This window comes from Sutcliffiella horikoshii, from assembly GCF_008180725.1.
GTDB lineage: Bacteria > Bacillota > Bacilli > Bacillales > Bacillaceae_I > Sutcliffiella_A > Sutcliffiella_A horikoshii_B.
Genome location: NZ_VTEV01000001.1, coordinates 283,517 through 300,164 on the forward strand (window position 1 = coordinate 283,517; position 16,648 = coordinate 300,164).

The 16,648-nt window shown below is 39.3% G+C and carries 19 protein-coding genes; all 19 read right to left on the reverse strand.

Going from position 1 to position 16,648, the window contains the following annotated elements; translation table 11 throughout:
- Positions 1 to 11: 11 nt before the first annotated feature.
- Genes FZC76_RS01430 through fliI form a run of 19 tightly spaced genes read right to left on the reverse strand, consistent with a single transcriptional unit; the run spans position 12 to position 16,647 of the window.
- Positions 12 to 893: a MinD/ParA family protein gene (locus FZC76_RS01430; RefSeq protein ID WP_148986488.1), complete on the reverse strand. Its 882-nt coding sequence runs from the start codon at positions 891 to 893 to the stop codon at positions 12 to 14.
- A complete protein-coding gene (flhF, locus tag FZC76_RS01435; protein ID WP_148986489.1) occupies positions 890 to 2,035 on the reverse strand; it encodes a flagellar biosynthesis protein FlhF in 1,146 nt (381 codons plus the stop codon). Before flhF ends, FZC76_RS01430 begins: the two co-directional genes overlap by 4 nt.
- The gene (gene flhA, locus FZC76_RS01440) at positions 2,032 to 4,071 is read right to left on the reverse strand and encodes a flagellar biosynthesis protein FlhA (RefSeq protein ID WP_148986491.1); all 2,040 of its coding nucleotides are present in this window, start codon (positions 4,069 to 4,071) and stop codon (positions 2,032 to 2,034) included. The genes flhF and flhA overlap by 4 nt, the downstream gene beginning before the upstream one ends.
- Before the next feature lie 30 nt (positions 4,072 to 4,101).
- Positions 4,102 to 5,190 (reverse strand): flagellar biosynthesis protein FlhB, encoded by a 1,089-nt coding sequence (gene flhB, locus FZC76_RS01445; RefSeq protein ID WP_148986492.1) that lies wholly within the window; start codon positions 5,188 to 5,190, stop codon positions 4,102 to 4,104.
- On the reverse strand, positions 5,191 to 5,967 hold the full coding sequence (fliR, locus tag FZC76_RS01450) for a flagellar biosynthetic protein FliR (protein ID WP_148986493.1): 777 nt from the start codon (positions 5,965 to 5,967) through the stop codon (positions 5,191 to 5,193).
- Between the two features lie 4 nt (positions 5,968 to 5,971).
- Positions 5,972 to 6,241, reverse strand: a complete 270-nt coding sequence (gene fliQ / locus FZC76_RS01455) for a flagellar biosynthesis protein FliQ (RefSeq protein WP_010193366.1) — start codon at positions 6,239 to 6,241, stop codon at positions 5,972 to 5,974.
- Between the two features lie 13 nt (positions 6,242 to 6,254).
- A complete protein-coding gene (fliP, locus tag FZC76_RS01460; protein WP_148986495.1) occupies positions 6,255 to 6,920 on the reverse strand; it encodes a flagellar type III secretion system pore protein FliP in 666 nt (221 codons plus the stop codon).
- Complete coding sequence (locus FZC76_RS01465; protein ID WP_148986496.1) at positions 6,917 to 7,573, reverse strand: flagellar biosynthetic protein FliO; 657 nt, start codon at positions 7,571 to 7,573, stop codon at positions 6,917 to 6,919. Before FZC76_RS01465 ends, fliP begins: the two co-directional genes overlap by 4 nt.
- A gap of 11 nt (positions 7,574 to 7,584) precedes the next feature.
- Complete coding sequence (locus tag FZC76_RS01470) at positions 7,585 to 7,947, reverse strand: response regulator (protein WP_010193369.1); 363 nt, start codon at positions 7,945 to 7,947, stop codon at positions 7,585 to 7,587.
- Positions 7,948 to 7,965: 18 nt separating this feature from the next.
- Positions 7,966 to 9,198 carry a flagellar motor switch phosphatase FliY gene (gene fliY / locus FZC76_RS01475; protein WP_148986498.1) on the reverse strand — a complete coding sequence of 411 codons (1,233 nt, stop codon included), beginning with the start codon at positions 9,196 to 9,198 and terminating at the stop codon, positions 7,966 to 7,968.
- Entirely contained in the window at positions 9,188 to 10,186 is a 999-nt protein-coding gene (gene fliM / locus FZC76_RS01480) for a flagellar motor switch protein FliM (protein ID WP_148986500.1), read from the reverse strand. Before fliM ends, fliY begins: the two co-directional genes overlap by 11 nt.
- Before the next feature lie 36 nt (positions 10,187 to 10,222).
- Positions 10,223 to 10,654, reverse strand: a complete 432-nt coding sequence (gene fliL, locus FZC76_RS01485) for a flagellar basal body-associated protein FliL (RefSeq protein WP_148986501.1) — start codon at positions 10,652 to 10,654, stop codon at positions 10,223 to 10,225.
- The gene (locus tag FZC76_RS01490) at positions 10,641 to 10,859 is read right to left on the reverse strand and encodes a flagellar FlbD family protein (protein ID WP_148986503.1); all 219 of its coding nucleotides are present in this window, start codon (positions 10,857 to 10,859) and stop codon (positions 10,641 to 10,643) included. The genes fliL and FZC76_RS01490 overlap by 14 nt, the downstream gene beginning before the upstream one ends.
- A gap of 40 nt (positions 10,860 to 10,899) precedes the next feature.
- Complete coding sequence (locus FZC76_RS01495) at positions 10,900 to 12,381, reverse strand: flagellar hook-basal body complex protein (RefSeq protein ID WP_148986505.1); 1,482 nt, start codon at positions 12,379 to 12,381, stop codon at positions 10,900 to 10,902.
- A gap of 41 nt (positions 12,382 to 12,422) precedes the next feature.
- Positions 12,423 to 13,076 carry a flagellar hook assembly protein FlgD gene (gene flgD / locus FZC76_RS01500; protein ID WP_148986507.1) on the reverse strand — a complete coding sequence of 218 codons (654 nt, stop codon included), beginning with the start codon at positions 13,074 to 13,076 and terminating at the stop codon, positions 12,423 to 12,425.
- Positions 13,073 to 14,269: a flagellar hook-length control protein FliK gene (locus FZC76_RS01505; protein WP_187441925.1), complete on the reverse strand. Its 1,197-nt coding sequence runs from the start codon at positions 14,267 to 14,269 to the stop codon at positions 13,073 to 13,075. Before FZC76_RS01505 ends, flgD begins: the two co-directional genes overlap by 4 nt.
- A gap of 23 nt (positions 14,270 to 14,292) precedes the next feature.
- Positions 14,293 to 14,868, reverse strand: a complete 576-nt coding sequence (locus FZC76_RS01510) for a MotE family protein (protein WP_148986511.1) — start codon at positions 14,866 to 14,868, stop codon at positions 14,293 to 14,295.
- A 6-nt stretch (positions 14,869 to 14,874) separates the two neighbouring features.
- Positions 14,875 to 15,324: a flagellar export protein FliJ gene (fliJ, locus tag FZC76_RS01515; RefSeq protein WP_148986512.1), complete on the reverse strand. Its 450-nt coding sequence runs from the start codon at positions 15,322 to 15,324 to the stop codon at positions 14,875 to 14,877.
- Between the two features lie 9 nt (positions 15,325 to 15,333).
- On the reverse strand, positions 15,334 to 16,647 hold the full coding sequence (fliI, locus tag FZC76_RS01520) for a flagellar protein export ATPase FliI (protein ID WP_392396798.1): 1,314 nt from the start codon (positions 16,645 to 16,647) through the stop codon (positions 15,334 to 15,336).
- Position 16,648 lies beyond the last annotated feature (1 nt).

Here is a 16,648-nt window from a genome sequence, read left to right on the forward strand (position 1 = left end):
CTCCCATAAAGCTAACCGAACAGTCGTCGAAGCTTATGTATAAATGTGTTCGTATTCTTGATGGCAGTTGTATCACGTCCATGCAAGTAGTTGGCAGCAATTTCACGGACGGCACGACTTACATGACTGTTGGGAAATCTTAATACAAATGGAGATTGTTCCATTACAGCTAACGTCACATATTTATCGTCAGGCAAAGATCCCAAATGGGAAAGGTTTCTGTTTAAGAATTGTTTAGTGACAGATTGTAGCCTTAGAGCGGTATTTATCGCATGTTTAGGACTTACTGCACGATTGACAACCAATTGAAAAGGTATATTCTGATCGTGGTTGTGAATAAATTTCATGGCAGAGTAGGCATCCGTCATAGCGGTAGGTTCACATGTTGAGATTAAAATTATCTCATTACATGCCAAGATTAACTGTAAACTTTCACTTGTAATTCCTGCCCCCATATCAAAAATAATGTAATCATATTGATAGGACAATCGTTGCAGATGAGAGAGAAAGTGGTTTCGTTTTTGTTCATCAAAATGGAAAATATCCTTTAAGCCAGAACCACCGGCAATATAAGATAACCCTTCTGGACCTTCCTGAACAATTTCTTCTAGAGAAAGATTACGTTCAAAAAGGTGCAGAATGCTAAATCTTTGAGTTACTCCCAGCAGTATGTCTATGTTGGCCATGCCTATGTCCATATCAAAAAGTAATACCTTATAGCCTTTTTTCTGAAGGGTTAAGGAAAAGTTCAAAGAGAAATTCGACTTGCCGACACCACCTTTACCGCTCATCACTGCAATGGCCCGGGTTTCTTTTTTTTTCGTAATTTCTTCTTCAGGCTGTCGCTTTGAATTTTTTACTTGTTCTCTTAACGCCCTTGCCTGATCATTCATTCTTGAATTTCCTCCATGATGGAGCGAACCATCAGTTCTTTTGTGAACGGAATAAGGTCCTCAGGAACATTTTGGCCGTCTGTTACAAACGCAGCCCCTTTTTTATACGTCCTAGAAATCTCATACATGGAACTTACCGACGTTGTTTCGTCCTTTTTTGTAAAAATGAATTGGTGGATTCCTACATTCCAAAACTGGTCCGTTATTTTTTTCATATCAGACAATTTAGAGGTGAGAGATAATACTAAAAATGTGGTCATTTCTTCTTTAAAATTGAGTACTTCCTTCAATTCTTCTACAAAACGTTCGTTTAAAAAATTTCTTCCTGCAGTATCTATGAAGACGACATCCAAATGGGAAAGCTTGTTTTTGGCAGCTAAAAAATCTTCGGCAGAATAACAAACTTCTATAGGTGCTTCTAGTATGCTAGCGTAAGTTTTCAATTGTTCAATTGCTGCAATACGGTAAGTATCTGTTGTAATAAAGCCGATGGATTTGCCTTTTTTAAGTGAAGCGTTAGCAGCCAATTTGGCCAATGTCGTTGTTTTTCCTACTCCTGTAGGGCCAACGAGGCAGATGAATTTCTTTTTGTAAGGGTTATGGTCAAACGATACCTCTTCTAAAGACTGAAGCACTTCTGCTTCTACTAGCTCCAACATAGATTTATATGGCAATGTTCTATTTTCCAACCACTTCTCGTACAACCTATCCATCATCGCTTCAACCTGTAGTGGGTTAATATCCGTTTTTGAGAGTTTTTCTTCCAAATGTATGAAGTAGTCTGGCAGCAAAGGGTCCCTCTGCTTTTCTTTCGTTAGGCTTTTCATCATCTTCTTCATTTCCTGTATACTGTCAAAAAGTTTATCCTGCTCTACCTTTGATGTTGGAGAAGAGATTCTTTCCTTGGAATCTTGTATTCTCGACTCTGGTCGCATATTGGCATTCTTAGTTTTCATTATTGGGGTAGAGGGTTCTTCATCCACTGCAGCAATCACTTCCACTCCTTTTTTGGAAAGGAGCCCGAAAAATTTTGATGTTTTGACTGCTTTAGAATTAAGGATGACTGCATCATCACCCAATTCTAGACGAACCAGTTGCATTGCCTGTTGCATATTCTCGGCTTTATATTTTTTTACTTTCATCCTTCCACATTCACCACCCCGATGCTTTGTACTTCTATGCTTGCTTCCAACTCGTTATAGGATAGAACAGGTACTTGCGGCAAATATCGATCTAACATTTGCTTCACATACATTCTGACAGCAGGGGAGCATAAGAGGATTGGTGATTGTTCATACACAGAAAAGTTCTCCATCTGCTCTCCCACTTTTTGGACAATTTCCATCGATACGTTTGGATCAAGTGCTAAGAAATTTCCATGGTCTGTTTGCTGAATATGATCAGCAATAAGTTTTTCCACTCTACCTGCCAATGTAACGACCTTAAACGTTTCATTTCCAACGACATATTGATTGGTTATTTGTTTACTTAGTGCTTGTCTTACATATTCCGTTAAAAGGTCAGTGTCTGCTGACATTTTTCCGTAGTCTGCCAACGTTTCAAAAATAATAGGTAGGTTTCTGATTGACACGTTTTCTTTCAATAGTTTGGCAAGAACTTTCTGTACATCCCCAATGGAAAGTGGTGATGGTGTTACCTCTTCCACTAAAATTGGAGTGCTTTCCTTCAAATGATCGACAAGTTGTTTTGTTTCTTGCCTTCCAAGAAGCTCATAGGCATGTTGTTTCATTTTTTCTGTAATATGTGTCGATACCACAGAAGGAGGATCGACAACGGTGTAACCATACATTTCTGCTTCATCCTTCATATCTTCGCTTATCCATTTAGCTGGGAGACCAAAGGAGGGTTCTATCGTAGCAATTCCTTCAATGCTGTCCTCTTCCATTCCTGGGCTCATGGCAAGGTAGTGATCAAGCAATAGCTCGCCTTTTGCGACTTCATTTCCTTTTATTTTCAAACGGTATTCGTTGGGTTGTAACTGGATATTATCTCTTATGCGAACAACAGGTATAACTAACCCTAGCTCAAGAGCTAGTTGGCGTCTTATCATGACGATCCTATCCAACAAGTCTCCACCCTGCTTGGAGTCTGCTAATGGAATCAACCCGTAACCGAATTCAAATTCAACCGGATCGACAGATAAAAGATTGACTACGCTGTCTGGACTCCTCAGTTCGTCTGTCACAACTTCCTCTTCCGTTTCTTCTTCCACCACAATATCTTCTTTTTGCTTTTTACTTATCATGTACCCACCAACAATGATAAGAGACGCAATCGGTGCTGTTAACAACGGTCCAATAGGAGTGGCAATTCCAAGGAGGAGAATAGTGGTACCAGCAACATAAAGCATCTGCGGGTAGGCAAACAATTGTTTCGTAATATCTCCACCAAGATTCCCTTCTGATGCTGCCCTTGTCACCACGATACCTGTAGCAGTTGCTATTAAAAGGGCAGGAATTTGAGAAACAATTCCATCCCCTACTGTAAGAAGAGTAAACTTTTGAGCAGATTCAGCAAAACTTAATCCCATCTGCGCCATTCCGATTACTATACCGAAGATGACATTGATGAACACGATGATGATCCCTGCAATGGCGTCCCCCTTCACAAACTTACTGGCTCCGTCCATCGCTCCGTAGAAGTCCGCTTCTTTTGCAATTTTTTCACGTCTTTCTTTGGCAACTTGTTCCGAAATCATTCCTGCGTTCAGGTCTGCATCTATACTCATCTGCTTACCAGGCATTGCATCCAACGTAAAACGAGCAGCCACCTCGGAAACACGTTCTGCGCCTTTCGTAATAACAACAAACTGTATGACTACCAGAATAATGAAAACAACAAGTCCTACGACGACATTGCCACCTACAACGAATGTTCCAAACGTTTCTACAACAGTACCCGCAGTACCTTCACTCAGAATGGATCTTGTCGTAGAAACGTTTAGACCTAACCTGTACAGTGTTAGTAGTAAAAGTAAGGAAGGAAATATTGAAAATTGCAAAGGCTCTTGAATATTCATGGTTGTTAAAAGAACAATCAAAGCAAGGGAGATATTAATAATGATAAAAATACTTAGCATCCATGGATAAAAAGGAATAATTAACATGGCAATAATTAGAATGACACTAAGTAATACGGATAAATCTCTAGCTGACATAGACTTCTATCTCTCCTTTTCTTCCAACCATCATTTCACTTGATTTTGTAACCGATAAACATATGCCAGAATCTCTGCAACTGCTTGAAAGAATTCTTCCGGAATGGCATCTCCAATTTCAGCCTGTGCATAAAGAGACCTTGCTAGCGGTTTATTTTCTATTGTGGCAATGTTATGTTCTTTTGCTTTCTCTTTAATCTTTTGGGCGACAAAGTCCACTCCTTTGGCAAGTACGATCGGCGCATCACCTTTTGACTCATCATATTTCAATGCAATCGCATAATGGGTTGGGTTTGTAATGATAACATCTGCCTGAGGAACATCCTGCATCATCCTCTGCATCGCCATTTCCCGTTGTTTTTGCTTGATTTTAGATTTGATTAGCGGATCCCCTTCCGCTTTTTTATATTCATCCTTCACATCATGCTTGGACATTCGGATGTTCTTTTCATAATCATATTTTTGATACAAATAATCGAAAATGGATAAAAACAGTAATGCTCCTCCAGCAAATAACCCCATTCGCACGGTCAAGCTTCCTAAATACGAAAACGCCTCATGTAAGTTCTTTTGGGAAAGAATCAGCACTTCTTCTAAACTCATCCACAAAATAGAAAAAGTAATGACCCCAACAAAAACTATTTTCAACATAGACTTAACAAATTCGACGATGGCGCGCACGGAGTAGATTCGTTTGAATCCTTGAATAGGATCTAGCTTATTTAGTTTCATATGAATTGCTTCTGTTGAAAATAAAGGGCCAACTTGTAGATAATTAGCAATTACAGCCCCAAGGAAGGCTGCAAGCATAATAGGTCCGATGATCCAAACCAATTGCATAATCAATTCCAGAAATATCACATGAACTTTTTGGACAGTCACTTCCTCAAGCAAATAAACGCGGAAGGAATGTTCAAAAAGTTTTAAGATCTCTACCTTCATCCATGGACCAATAGCCAACAGACATAGGAAGACTGAAATTAGAACGAAGGATGTATTCACATCAGCACTTTTGGCAACCTGTCCTTTTTTTCTTGTATCCTGCTTCTTTTTCGGTGTAGCTTTCTCGGTCTTTTCACCACTGAAATATTGCAGGTCTAACCTCACCAATTTAGCCATCTAAAAACCTCCAAGCAATTCCATTAAACCTCTCATCGTATGAAGCATGAGTTCAAAGAGTTTATAAAACAGTGTGAAAAGTATGGTGAGTGAAAATATAATCGTTATAAAACTCACCCCAATCTTTAAAGGAAGACCCACAACGAAAACGTTAAGTTGCGGAACTGTCCTAGCAACGATCCCTAATGCAACATCCACTAGAAATAGAACGCCGACGATCGGAATGGCAAGTTGAAGTGCAATGACAAACATCGTATTGATAGTTCTTAAGATAAATTCAAACACTTGTGATTCCCCAAGAGGTATCCATGGTTGCGTGATCGCTATTAATTCATAGCTATAAAATATCCCATCCATCATTAAGTGGTGCCCGTTTACAGATAATAGGAGCAGCAGGGCAAAAATATAGAAAAACTGTCCCATGATAGGACTTTGTACGCCTGTTTGCGGGTCTATAACATTGGCAATCGCAAAGCCCATTTGGAAGTCGATAAAACCTCCTGCTATTTGAATGGCAGATAAAACCATATAAGCAACTAGACCTATCAGCAAACCTACCATCAACTCTTTTATGACCAGCAAAATATATGTCCCATCAATACCGATGATTGGAAGGTCTAAGGAAAAAGACATGACAAGTGCAAAGAAAAATCCAAGACCCACTTTAAAAGTCGAAGGAACGTTCCGATAAGAAAAGAGAGGAAGCGTAACAAAAAATGCTGTCACTCTTGTTAAAACTAACAAATATGCCGGAAAATAGTTCACCCATTCTAGCATGGGACTAACTCACATACCTGTGAATATTATTGAAAATTTCCAATGCATAGGAAAGCATGTTGGACAGCATCCACGGACCAAAAACAACCAATCCCACCAATACCGCTACAATTTTAGGTATAAAAGCTAGCGTCTGCTCTTGGATTTGGGTAGTTGCTTGAAAAATACTTACAATCAAGCCCACGACTAAAGCCAGTATCAGAAGAGGGGCGCTAATTAATAGAATCGTATATACTCCCCGCTCTGCCATAGATATTACAAATTCCGGGCTCATTTCTACACCTCATTCAAAATGTTTGCAATAAAGATTTAACAATTAAATACCAACCATCAACAAGGACGAATAGTAAAATTTTAAACGGCAATGAAATCATAACTGGAGGCAACATCATCATCCCCATACTCATCAAAACACTTGCAACAACCATGTCGATAACAAGGAAGGGAATAAATATCATAAAGCCGATTTGAAAGGCGGTTTTCAATTCACTGATGGCAAACGCCGGAACTAGAACGGTAAGAGGTATATCTTCAATGCTTTCTGGTCTTTCCATTCCTGCATAATCGATAAATAGTGCCAAGTCCTTTTGTCTTGTATGTTTGCTCATAAATTCCTTTAATGGAATGCTCGCTTTTTCATATGCCTCATCAAGCGTAATTTCTTCGTTGAAAAGAGGCTGAAGTGCCTGATCATTCACTTGTGAAAATGTTGGTGCCATAATAAAAAACGTCAAAAATAAAGCTAGGCCAATTAAGACTTGGTTTGGCGGCATCGATTGGGTTGCAAGGGATGTACGGACAAACGATAATACAATGATGATTCTAGTAAAACTCGTCATCAGAATAAGTATCGCCGGCGCCAATGAGAAAACTGTCAGTAATAATAAAAGTTGCACGGATGTGGAGACAGTCGACGCTTCATTTCCACTAAATAGTTCCATGAATTCCGTCATTGTCCATACTCCTTCTTATCATCCATTTCCGTCAACTTCGTTTTCCGGTCTTTAGATAATTGCCCTAATTGATCTTGTAAAAGTGATGAAAAACTTGATTTACTTTTAGTTTTCTTCATACTTTTAAGCTTCTCCACCAAACTTGATAGCCTATCTGTATTGATTGCGAGATTCTCTGAGCGGTCACGATAGGACTGAATCAGTTGTTCACGTTCTTGTTCATCTGTAATTTCTTTTAAAAGATTAATGGAGTCTCCAACCCCGACAACCAACACACTGTTTCCTACTTTTACAAGTTGAAGAGATTTGTTGTTTCCGAGGTTTGTCCCACCAATATTTTCAACCGAACGACCACTATCTAACTTATTTCTGTTATTGATTAGTTTCAAAGCTCCGTAGAGCAATGCCAATACAAATAACAGGGCGAAAATCATTTGGATAAAATCAAAAAAAGAAACAGATGGCGGCTTTTGCTCCAAAATATCCTTATCACCTTCAGAAGGAGTGTTTCGTTCTCCTTCTGTTTGATCCGTTTTTGGTTCTTCGTATTGGTTTTTCACACTGTTCTCCAGACCATTCGCAAAGCCTGTCATCGGCAGTGAAAATAGAAACACCATAACTAGTAAACTACGTAAAATCTTGTTGGCATACAAAACAGACACCTCTAGGAAAGAGTTTTGTGGATAGCTTCAATCACTCGATCCGCTTGGAAAGGTTTTACGATGAAGTCTTTCGCACCCGCCTGGATTGCATCAATGACCATTGCTTGTTGCCCCATTGCAGAACACATGATGACTTTTGCATTCGGATTGATTGCTTTAATTTCCTTAAGTGCAGTGATTCCATCCATTTCCGGCATAGTGATATCCATTGTAACCAAGTCTGGGTGGTGTTCTTTGTATTTTTCCACAGCTTGCACTCCATCAGCCGCTTCACCTACAACATCATAGCCATTTTTCGTCAGGATATCCTTTATCATCATTCTCATAAATGCTGCATCATCAACTATTAAAATTCTTTTACTCATGTTATTTCCTCCTTGGTTCTATCGAAGTTTTCTGATTCTATCTGTTTGACTTACAATATCTGTTACTCTTACTCCAAAACTTTCATCTATCACGACCACTTCACCTTGAGCGATGAGTTTATTATTGACAAGGATATCCACCGGTTCCCCTGCAAGCTTATCCAGTTCAATAATGGAGCCTGTTGACAATTCAAGGATGTCTTTGACAGAACGCTTTGTTCTTCCTAATTCCACCGTAACCTGAAGAGGTATATCTAACAGCATATTTAAGTTATTTGGTTCAGACTCCTCCACAGCTGTGGTCTCAAAACTCGTGAAGACTGCGGGTTGCACATTAACTGCTGGCTGCGGTCTTGGTGCTGGATTGCTAGTTCTTTCATGCCCACCTGCATATGCATGTTCTCTTTGTGGAGTTTCAGCGACGTAGTGCTCATTCTCTTTATGATAATAATCTCCAGTAGTAGACGTTTCTGATTGATTACTCTGTTCATAGGAGGTTACGCTCGCTTGATTTGTCAATGTTTCTGTTTCTTGTTTAACTTGTGAAGATTGATTCGTGTCATCATCACGGTGTAACAGCTCTTCAACTAACTTTTTTGCAAAAGGGTAAGGAAGTATTTGCATAATGGATGAATCAATTAATTTGCCGATCTTTATGGAAAATGCCACTTTGATTAATAGTTCATCCTCTGGCATCTCCTCAGTTCCATCTCCTGCTTTAAAATCAATTAACATGACAGATGGTGGTGATATGTCAATCTTTTTTGCGAACACTGTCGACATCGAAGTAGCAGCAGACCCCATCATTTGATTCATCGCTTCATGAACGGCACTCAGATGAATTTCATCAAATTCGCTTTGAGGGCTTTCACCTGTTCCTCCAAGCATTAAATCTGCGATGATAGCAGCATCGCTTTGTTCGACTACCAGTATATTAGAACCTGAAAAGCCCTCTGTATAACTCACTCTTATGGCTACATAAGGGTCGGGGAATTCACTTTCCAACCTGCTTTTTTCTACCAGCGAGACCTTAGGGGTTGTTATTTGGACTTTTTGATTTAATAAAGTAGATAAAGCGGTTGCCGAACTGCCAAATGATATATTTCCAATTTCACCAAGCGCATCCTGTTCCATTGTAGATAGATATTCTTCAATATTAAGATCAACAAAGAGGGGTTCTTCATTGTTGTTATCTGTTCCTCGAAGCAACGCATCTATCTCATCTTGAGATAACATTCCATCACTCATCATCCTCGTATCCCTCCTTGATTTTTTCTAATATTTGTACGGCCATGTTTTTCTTCACCTGACCGACCTGTGCATAAAAACTAGGTTTATTGTCCACTTTTACAATAATTGGCTCATCAATTTTCTGTTGTAGTGGGAGTACATCGCCAATGGTTATATTCAATAAATCAGAAAATGATATTTCTGATTTCCCCAATTCAGTCGTTACCGTTAATGATGTTGCCCTGATTGCTTTTTCGAGAGTTGCTATCTCGTGATCTTGTCTCACTTTATTTTTTTCTTCCATCCAATAGTGAGCAGATAATTTCGGGATAACCGGTTCCAAAACGACATGTGGAATGCAGATATTAATCATGCCGGTTACTTCACCGATGGTTATATTCATGGATATGACAATTACCGTTTCATTCGGAGAAACTAATTGCAAAAACTGTGGGTTCACTTCTAGATCCGACAGAAACGGCTGAATATCGGCAACTGTATCCCAGGCCTCTCCGAAATTCTCAATGGCTCCCTCAAAAAGGGTGGTCATAAGTCTTGTTTCTATTTCTGTCAAACTGTCCACTTTGTTAACGCCTGTCCCTTTTCCACCAAGTTGCCTGTCAAGCATTGCATAGGCGATGGTTGGGTTTATTTCAAGGACTACCCTTCCTTCAAGTGGAGCTACTTCAAATACATTCAGAATCGTCATTTTAGGAATCGAACGAATGAACTCTTCATAAGGGAGTTGATCAACAGATGCAACACTTATTTGTATGTAAGTTCGAAGTTGTGCAGAAAAATAGGTCGTTAATAATCGAGCAAAGTTTTCATGTATTCTGGTTAAATTACGTATTTGATCTTTGGAAAAACGAAGTGCCCTTTTAAAGTCATAAACTTTAACCCTTTTCTCCTGATTTTCCTTTTTAAGCTCCTCGGCGTTCATTTCCCCTGTTGATAAGGCTGAAAGAAGCGCATCGATTTCACTTTGCGACATCACTTCTGTCGACATATCATCACCTCCTAGTTTACATAGTTCTCTTGGTGATTAATTTTGAAGGAGAAAGGAGGTGATATAGACTTTCACGATTTCTCCGTCCTGCATCACTTCATTTAATTTCAGTTGAATTTCCTCTTCCAATTGAGTCAGACCTTTTCCACCTTCAAAATCTGAAGCAGTCTTATTGGCAATCTCGTGTATCACGATGTTTTGTACCTGGAAATCTCTTTTTAATAGTTCTTCCGTTGCTTTTTTACTATCCGTTTGGACTTTCATTTTCAAACGTACATACCCGCCGCTTTGTAAATTTGTTGTTATTTCATCAAAATCAACGGAGTATTTAATGATTTCATCAATGGTGGGTTCTTCTGTTGATTTATCCGCATAAAATTTATCCACTGTAACGAGTGCAACTACTCCAATAAGTGATATACCAAGAAGGATAATGATCATGATATTAAGTAATTTATTGCGAAACATCTTTTTTACCCTCCAAATGTGTTCCATGATGCATGTGAGCATAGAACTCCTTGCAACACAGAATCACTTCTTCCATTCTCTCTTTTACAATCACTTTTTTACCGTTATTTAAGGTAATTATTGTATCTGGTGTTTCTTCAACCTGTTCAATCAACCAAACATTGACCGCAAATGGACGACCATTCAGTTTAGTTAGCTTTATCATATCTATCGGGCTAAGTAGGAATAACTTAGCCCTTCCCCCTTTATCGCTTCAGGTTGACAAGCTCTTGAAGTATTTCATCTGATGTCGTGATGATTCTCGTGTTCGCTTGGAACCCTCTTTGAGCTGTAATCATCTCTGTGAATTCTTCGGATAAATCGACATTTGACATTTCGAGCGTCCCGGAAATAATAGCTGCAGCCCCATTGTCACCAGGTCTGAACATTTCTTCAAGTTGAATTCCGTCACCGTTTTTATCCATTGTCCCTGAGTTGTTTGATTGCTGAAATAGGTTTTCCCCGATTCTTTCTAATCCAGCATCATTTGGGAATTTCGCTAACATTAACTGGCCAGCAACTTTTAAGTCTCCGAATTGATCGATAAAATTCACTTTTCCATCACCGGAAATACTGAAGCTTCGTGCATTAGGCGGGATTTGAATCAGTCCAGGACTGCCGCTTAACGAATCTGTCCATGTAGGTTGCTGGATCATTTCCGCTTTAGCGATGAAATTCTCGAAAGTCTTGAAAGCTGTGTCAAGACTGGTTTTTACAGACTGTGCATAGCTTACAAGGTTCGATAGGTCATTGATATTGGCTGTTGCCCCATTAGGAATTGGAATGGTCGGATCCTGGACAACCGGGTCAATCATTCTGTATGCTATTTCGCCAGTTGCACCTATGAAACTATCAATTCCATTGTTCATGTTTTGAGCTGAAATTGTAAATGCGTCTCTTTGACCTTCATAGATATCGGTATTGAAATCATTGAATTGGGTTGCTGCATTATCCCTAGCGGTTTCTGCTGCTGCAGCCGCTGCAGCCAATTGAGGGTCATTACCACCGGATTCCAAATTCGCTTTTTCAGCATCTTCAAAAGTTCGTTGTGCTTCAAGGAACTTCATAGCAAGGTCAAGGTATTTGTTCGTATCATTTCTGAAGTCTCTGTATTCGTCGAAGAAAATCTCACCAGAATTTAATGCAGCGTTGGAAGCAGCCATGATCTGGTCATTTGGGATTCTTTTCTCCCCTGTTTCTCCAATCATGTACATACCGTTAGCGTTAACGATGTAGCCATTATTATCAAGGTAGAAGTTACCTGACCTTGTATAGTTCATAGCAACAGCATTGTTAATCGCCCCACCTAAGATTTTGTTGTCACCATAGGCGGTGTCACTATCCACATTCACTCTTGTCACGTCTGCAATGGAAGCTACTGCGAAGAATCCATCACCTGATAAGGCTAAATCTAGTGGTCGTGCAGTGGTTTGAAGGGACCCTTGAGTTTGGATAGTATCTATTGTACTGATCATGGATCCTAAACCGATTTGCTTTGCATTAACTCCACCTTTACCTGCCGCGGGGCCACTTGCACCTGATAATTGTTGCACCATCATCTCTTGAAAAGTGGCTCTTCCTTTTTTAAACCCATACGTATTGACATTTGCGATGTTGTTTCCAATCACATCTAGTTTAGTTTGAAAGTTTCTAAGTGCTCCGATACTTGAATACATGGAACGTAGCATATTTTTTCCCCCTTATTTTGCTTTCTCTTCTTCCAATATCTTTATTGTGTTATTTGTTGGATGGCTTCTAGTGGTATCTTTTTATCTGACAAGCGCTCATCAGTGACAGTGAGATGGATTTTTCCATCCTTTGTTAGAACAGAGTTTACCAAGACATTTTCATAGGATTCTTCCCATAAGCTGATGGTAACCTTTTTACCTATTAGATGACTTGCTGATAATAGAGAAGCGTTTCCACTTTGAGAAACTTCTCCAGACTGATTCACCTTTGTGATTTGCTCTACGGTGATCTGACTTCCATCGTCCATAATTAATCTGGCTTTTCCATCTTGCATGGAGATACTTGTGACCGTGCCGTTCTTCATTTCGACATATGGTTCGTCTTCCACCATATATGTGTGCTGCCATGTAAGCTCTGAGCCTAGATACTGTTGCAAGGAGAGTACGTTCATTTTATTCTGGGTGTCTATAAAACCTTCCATGCTCTTGTTTAAGTTCGCCATTTGTTCAAGGGATGAGAAGTTTGCCATCTGGGCAATAAATTCTCTGTCTTCCATAGGATTTAACGGATCTTGATTTTGTAATTGGGCAATAAGTAGCCGAAGAAAATCGTCTTTTCCCATCACATTGTTTTGTTTGGTTGATTCCACCGGACGGTTCTGAATGTAAAGATCAGATGAAATGGTATTTGTCATGTTCTCTCACCTTCAGGAATTTTTATTTCTAACTCTTCTAATAGCACATCTTCAAAAGATTGATTGGAATCGTCTTGTTGCTTGTCTTGCTTATAAGATTGCTTCTGTTGGGCATTTTCTTCATTTGATCCTTTATGATGTTGAGTTAGTTTTTGATCTTGATCTAAAAACACGACTTCAATCTTGTCCATACTCGTATTCGTTTGAGCAAGAGTTTGTTTTAAATTGGTCATTCCACTTTCAAGTAGCGAAGCAGCAGACTTGGAATGGACAATTAGCTTTGTGACTAAGCCGTTCTGGGTTTCCTGCAATTTAATATGTAATGTTCCAAGATGCTCCGGGGCCAACCTTATAGTCATGGACTGGTTACCGTTTACTAGTTTTGTCGTTGTTTTAGACAAAATACCTTCTAACTTTTGCATCAACTGTTCACGTGCAACCTCATTTGTTGTTGTATCTACGACCCATTGAATGGTTGTCTGTTTTGGTTGTTGCAACAAGTTCATCGTAACGGGACCGTTTTGTAGAAACGTTTCATTATTAGGCACGAAAGCTGTTCTTGTAGTAGGCGAATCAGATGTGGATGGTTGTAGGGCTTGGTGCGTTCCCTTAATCACCTGTTCTACCTTACCCAATTTGGAGTCTATTGCCTTTAAAAGATCCCTTACGTTTGACTGTTCTTTTGTAGTTATTGGTAAATCAGTCTTTTCATCAACTGACATCATATAGCTTTTAATAAACATCATCACTCTTTCTGAAACTTGAGTGAATGGTTGTATCAACTGTTTATCTACTTTCCCTTGAATATTATCTTCTTGATTGGCCAAGAGTGACATCATTGCCATCACATCTTCTAGTAGATGGAAGTATTCTTTTGGAAGTTCTTTTGTATCAGCTGTATCTGATTCCATATTTCGCCATTCTTGAAGTTCATTTAGCAACGCAAGCTGCAATGTCAGAGTTTCATCCATTTCTTTAATCAATTTCTCGATGGTGGCATTTTCATCCTCAACCATGTCACTAATAGGCTTTGAAAGTGACAACATCGTGGAAAGGAAACTTTCAGACAAAATAAAACGGAAACTGTCCGATGTGTTTTCGGTAAGTTGCTCTGATTTTTTCACTCCGTCGTTTATCATTTTATTGCTTGATCCGACAGAAGCAGAAGCTACACCTGTTACAAAAAAATTCACTTCTTTCATTCCTTTCTAAATACCTATTCATTATCGGCTAGTAGTTCCGTAAATCTTGCTGCCTGTTGTGGTTCCAGTTGTCCTAATATGGAAGATGTTTTCGATGTGCTTAATTCATTTAAAATTAGGAGTGCCATATCTTCATCCAGTTCCATCATGATTTGAGCAGCTTTTTTCGTAGACATACCTTCATATAGCTTTGCCAGCTCTTTGGTTGAAGACTTTATTTCTTGTTGTTGTTTCTCTAAATCTACTATTCTACTATTCGCTTCTTCAAGATTTGCAATAAGCTTTGTAATCTCTCTCTCCTTTTCACTAACTTGCCTTTCTAAGAGAATGATTTCCTGAGAGGATTTTTGACTATCTTTTGGTTGTGATGAAGACACTTCTTTTTCCTCTTTCTTTTCTTCTGTTGTAGTCACCTTTTCATTAGCTGGGAGAAAAGACTGGGCAACTTCAAATATGTTCTTGCCCTCATATGTCAGATAGCCTAGTACAATGACCAGAGTAAAAAGAAGTGGAATGATAAACAAGTATAAAAGCTTCTGCAGAAACGAATATTTTTCTTCTACTTCTTCTGTTTGTTTTTCTTTTTTCATCGTTTTTCACCTATTCGTGTGTTGCGAATATTGAAGAATGGAGAGTTCGTCTATAAATGTTGCCTCCACTTTAAGATCATTTTGCTTCCAATAAAGTTTTTCTTTATTATCCAACACTTCATATTTTTTACATTCTACTGATTGTTCTTTTAGTTTTTCTTCCTTTAGATTCATGAACGCTCTAGCGTGGCTTACTTTTTTTTGTTGGTGAAGCAAGTTTTTTTCCAAGTTGCCAATGAAAAATTGTTGCTGTTTAAGGGTTTCTATTGGTATTCCGCTTTGAAGGCTAACTTGGAGTGATTCATCTAATTGCTCTTTTTTCTTTAAAAGTTCGTATAAGGCTTGCCCTTCTGTTTCAAACTGTGATATTGCACTTTGATACTCTGAACTCGCCTGATCTTTCTCGGCTTTTTTCACTACCAACAGTTTCTCTAAACGTCCTTTTCTAACAGACATGCCTACCACCTACTTCATTAAGTTTGTTAGTTCTTTTTTTGTATCAGCAAACTTCCAGCTGTCATCAACTTCTTGTTTTAAATAGTTAATGATGGCCGGGTAGGATTGAATGGCATCATCAATTTCTCTGGAGCTGCCGCGCTTATACGCCCCAATGTTGATGAGATCTTCTGCTTGGTAATATTTCGATAGCTTTTCCCGCATGGATTCCGCTGCTCTTTTATGATCATGATCGACGATATGATTCATTACTCGACTCACACTTTTTAACACGTTAATAGCTGGGTATTGGCCCTTATTAGCAAGGTCTCTATCTAATACGAAATGGCCGTCTAGAATACCTCGCACAGTATCTGCTATTGGCTCATTCATGTCATCACCGTCCACTAGCACTGTGTAAAAGGCTGTGATGGACCCATGCTGATTTGTGCCGGTTCTTTCCAACAATTTAGGCAGCATGGAGAATACGCTCGGGGTATAGCCTTTGGTGGTCGGAGGTTCTCCAACAGCCAAACCTACCTCTCTCTGCGCCATGGCTACCCTTGTTACGGAATCCATCATGAGCATGACATTATAGCCCATATCTCGGAAATACTCAGAAATGGCGGTTGCTGTATATGCCCCTTTTATACGCATAAGAGCAGGTTGATCGGAAGTGGCTACAATAACAATGGATCGTTTTAATCCTTCAGGCCCAAGATCACGTTCCAAAAAGTCCCGAACTTCTCTGCCTCGTTCCCCGATGAGTGCGATCACATTGATATCTGCATGGGTGTTTCGTGCAATCATGCCAAGCAGTGTACTTTTTCCTACCCCACTACCTGCAAAGATTCCTACCCTCTGACCTTTTCCGACTGTAAGCAAGCCGTCAATTATTTTAACTCCCACTTCCAACTCTTCTGTGATAGATGGTCGCGTCATTGGATTTGGTGGTGCTTGGTCTGTTGGGTATTTACCTAAGCCAACAGGTAATTCTTCTTCTGGATTTAACGGTTTGCCCATTGCATCCAGTACCATTCCCCTTAACTCTTCACCGATTCTTATTTCTAAAGGGTTATTTGTCGCTTCCACCATACACCCAGGTCCGATATCCTGAATATCTGTAAAAGGCATTAAAATAACATGGTCGTCCCTGAAGCCGACAACTTCTGCTTGTACGATTCTTTTTTTCTTTTTATGGATGATGATATTGCATACATCCCCAATGGAACTTTCCGGACCTTTAGATTCAATCATAAGACCGATAACTCTTTTTACTTTTCCGTAACGCCTGTATGGGTTTATTGTATCTATTTCTTTCAGTAAATCTTCCACAGTCAACATG

Bases quoted from the DNA above. Each gene is read 5' to 3' on its own strand.
- fliJ (WP_148986512.1), bottom strand. From the start codon at position 15,324: ATGTCTGTTAGAAAAGGACGTTTAGAGAAACTGTTGGTAGTGAAAAAA.
- flhB (WP_148986492.1), bottom strand. From the start codon at position 5,190: ATGGCTAAATTGGTGAGGTTAGACCTGCAATATTTCAGTGGTGAAAAG.
- FZC76_RS01510 (WP_148986511.1), bottom strand. From the start codon at position 14,868: ATGAAAAAAGAAAAACAAACAGAAGAAGTAGAAGAAAAATATTCGTTT.
- FZC76_RS01430 (WP_148986488.1), bottom strand. From the start codon at position 893: ATGAATGATCAGGCAAGGGCGTTAAGAGAACAAGTAAAAAATTCAAAG.
- fliI (WP_392396798.1), bottom strand. From the start codon at position 16,647: ATGTTGACTGTGGAAGATTTACTGAAAGAAATAGATACAATAAACCCA.
- fliP (WP_148986495.1), bottom strand. From the start codon at position 6,920: ATGACGGAATTCATGGAACTATTTAGTGGAAATGAAGCGTCGACTGTC.
- flhA (WP_148986491.1), bottom strand. From the start codon at position 4,071: ATGTCAGCTAGAGATTTATCCGTATTACTTAGTGTCATTCTAATTATT.
- flhF (WP_148986489.1), bottom strand. From the start codon at position 2,035: ATGAAAGTAAAAAAATATAAAGCCGAGAATATGCAACAGGCAATGCAA.
- FZC76_RS01470 (WP_010193369.1), bottom strand. From the start codon at position 7,947: ATGAGTAAAAGAATTTTAATAGTTGATGATGCAGCATTTATGAGAATG.
- flgD (WP_148986507.1), bottom strand. From the start codon at position 13,076: ATGACAAATACCATTTCATCTGATCTTTACATTCAGAACCGTCCGGTG.
- fliQ (WP_010193366.1), bottom strand. From the start codon at position 6,241: ATGAGCCCGGAATTTGTAATATCTATGGCAGAGCGGGGAGTATATACG.
- fliR (WP_148986493.1), bottom strand. From the start codon at position 5,967: ATGCTAGAATGGGTGAACTATTTTCCGGCATATTTGTTAGTTTTAACA.
- FZC76_RS01490 (WP_148986503.1), bottom strand. From the start codon at position 10,859: ATGATAAAGCTAACTAAACTGAATGGTCGTCCATTTGCGGTCAATGTT.
- fliL (WP_148986501.1), bottom strand. From the start codon at position 10,654: ATGTTTCGCAATAAATTACTTAATATCATGATCATTATCCTTCTTGGT.
- FZC76_RS01495 (WP_148986505.1), bottom strand. From the start codon at position 12,381: ATGCTACGTTCCATGTATTCAAGTATCGGAGCACTTAGAAACTTTCAA.
- fliY (WP_148986498.1), bottom strand. From the start codon at position 9,198: ATGATGAGTGATGGAATGTTATCTCAAGATGAGATAGATGCGTTGCTT.
- fliM (WP_148986500.1), bottom strand. From the start codon at position 10,186: ATGTCGACAGAAGTGATGTCGCAAAGTGAAATCGATGCGCTTCTTTCA.